Annotated in this window: 2 protein-coding genes; both read left to right on the forward strand. The window is 33.0% G+C overall.

Translation table 11 applies throughout. The features are described 5' to 3' along the window. Window positions 1-1,035: 1,035 nt before the first annotated feature. The gene (locus ACFIK1_RS09580; protein WP_375662672.1) at window positions 1,036-1,674 is read left to right on the forward strand and encodes a hypothetical protein; all 639 of its coding nucleotides are present in this window, start codon (window positions 1,036-1,038) and stop codon (window positions 1,672-1,674) included. 83 nt (window positions 1,675-1,757) lie between these two features. Next, window positions 1,758-2,571, forward strand: an 814-nt coding sequence (locus ACFIK1_RS09585) for a hypothetical protein (RefSeq protein WP_375662673.1), incomplete at its 3' end; no start/stop codon positions are given.

Here is a 2,571-nt window from a genome sequence, read left to right on the forward strand (position 1 = left end):
CACGTTTTAATGACTCACTCAAATGATCACTTTTGTCAGTTCAATTTACTGACACATAACTGACAGGTTTTAATCAATTCATATCATTGGTTATCTTTAAAGATTGTACTCTTGATATGAGTTGTGTTTTAAAGACATTAACCTATTGAAATATAATGTTTTTAGTTTTTACGCATTCAAAAAAAATAATAGAGGGTCTAAAAAGAACTGACAAAACTGACACAACTGACAAAAGCCTATTAAAAGGGATTTTACTGATCTCTATAATTATCAATCTCTCTTTAGATGTTTTCATAAGTGTTTTCATAACAGTCTATAAATTACAATTATCATATATCTTATTTATCGTTTCTCTTATGAAAATGAAAAATGATGCCATGGCTATAAAGCATATAACAGCTATAGAGAATGCATAAAAACAGCAAGGTTTTATAATCATAATGCAAATGAATGCATTGGTTATAAAAGCGCGGTGCCTATTAAGATAGTTCAAATGATAAATGCGTTATAAACAAAATTCACAAAAAAATTAAAATTCATTTAGTAAAAAAACTGACAGGTTATAAAGTTAAAAATATGCATTATGAGAGCGTTTCTAAATATTATAAATGTATAGATTCAAAAAATAACGCAATCGTTTCCAAAGCCCATAATATAGGTTTAAAAGCATATAAATATAAAAGAAGCAATTCATAAGCATAAGATATTATCAATACATAACGTATTTAAAAAAATAAAAAAAATATCAAAAAAGATAAAATATTATTTGACAATAAATACGTATTTTGTTATATAAATAATCAAGTGATGAAAACACTAAACATGTAGCGAAGAGGTTGCGATAAACCTAATCCTATTAAAAACTGACTATCTTTTATGCTTTTGTTAGCATATATAGTGATTTTGTCGGGTGTCGTTACGCCATACAATACTCTTATGAGGAAAGCGTAACAACGGGACTACATGCCGTGTTTTCAACGCCCGGCGCCTTTATAGGGTGTCAATTGAAAACTTTGTAACATGTAGGTTTTAATTATGACAAATTCAAACAACACCCCCCTTATATCTTTAAATGCAAATGAAACCGCTCTTGCTAATCAACAAGAGCCTGCAAAAAAATACGAATTTACAGGTGAGACAATAGAGGTTGGTTTTAAAACCCTTCATAGAATTCGCGCTTTAAGAGATTTTGGAAACGTCAAAAAAGGTGAGTTAGGCGGTTTTATACAAGGTGAAAGTAATTTATCACATGATGGCAATTGCTGGGTCGGCGGTAAAGCCAAGGTTTATAGCAATGCAAGGGTTTACGATAATGCCGTTGTAAGTGGGTATGCCCATGTGAATAATATTGCTTGTATTTATGAAAATGCAAGGGTTTATGGCAAGGCGGTTGTGGCTGGCAATATTTATGGCAATGCTCATGTGTATGGCTTTGCACGTATTTATCCGGATGCTCATATTTTTGGTAATGCTCATGTTCATTATTACGCTTGTGTTTTTAATGATACAAAAATTTATGATAATGCGAAAATTTCCGGATATGCTTGTATTTTTGCAAATGTAAAGATTTTTCGCAATGCGGTCATTAAAGGTGACACTTGGGTTCGCAATAATATTGAAGTCTGTAGTAAAGAAATTGTCTATAATGACCAGTCTATAAAAGACGCTGCGTAAATAATGCGCGGGCGCGGCGGGGGCGCCCCTCTTTTAAACATTTCATTTTTAAATTTATCAAATATGAACTTAGGGAGTTACCTATGAACGCTATAACTGTGTCTAAAAAATACGAATTTACTAATGAAACACGTTGCGTGGCTGGTCATACTTTACACCGTATTAAAGCCATTAGAGATTTTGCTGATGTAAAGGCGGGCGACCTCGGCGGCTTTATTGAAAAGGAAAGTAACTTATCACATGATGGTAATTGCTGGGTAGCTAATGAGGCTTGTGTTTATAATAATGCTCTTGTTTCTGATAATGCTACTGTTTTTAATTATGCTCGTGTTTTCGATAATGCAACGGTTTGTGATAATGCAAAGGTATTTGATTTTGCTAGTGTTTATGACAATGCAAAAATACATGATAATGCCTTGGTTTTTGGATATGCTTTTGTTTACAAACATGCTCATGTTTTTAATAACGCCGCTGTATGTGATAAGGCTGTTATAAGAGACAATGCAAAAGTCTATGGGAATGCTTTTATTAATTGGTATACACGTATTGAAGACAATGAAACGATTAATCTTGCATCTCAAATTTCTGATGACGCTTGTGTCTCTTTACCTATAACAAAAAAATACGAATTTACGAATGAAACGCGTTGTGTGGCTGGTCATACTTTACACCGCATTAAAGCCATTAGAGATTTTGATGATGTAAAGACTGGTGATTTAGGTGGTTTTATCGAAAAGGAAAGCAATCTCTCTCATGATGGCAATTGCTGGGTCTATGATAATGCTACCGTTTTTTGGGAAGCTGTCGTTTCTGACAATGCAAAAATTTATAATTATGCTGTTATTAATGGTCGTGCAAAGATTTATGGCAAGGTTTATGGGAATGCTTGTGTGAGTG

The organism is Bartonella sp. OC16QHHD (assembly GCF_042194035.1).
Taxonomy (GTDB): domain Bacteria; phylum Pseudomonadota; class Alphaproteobacteria; order Rhizobiales; family Rhizobiaceae; genus Bartonella.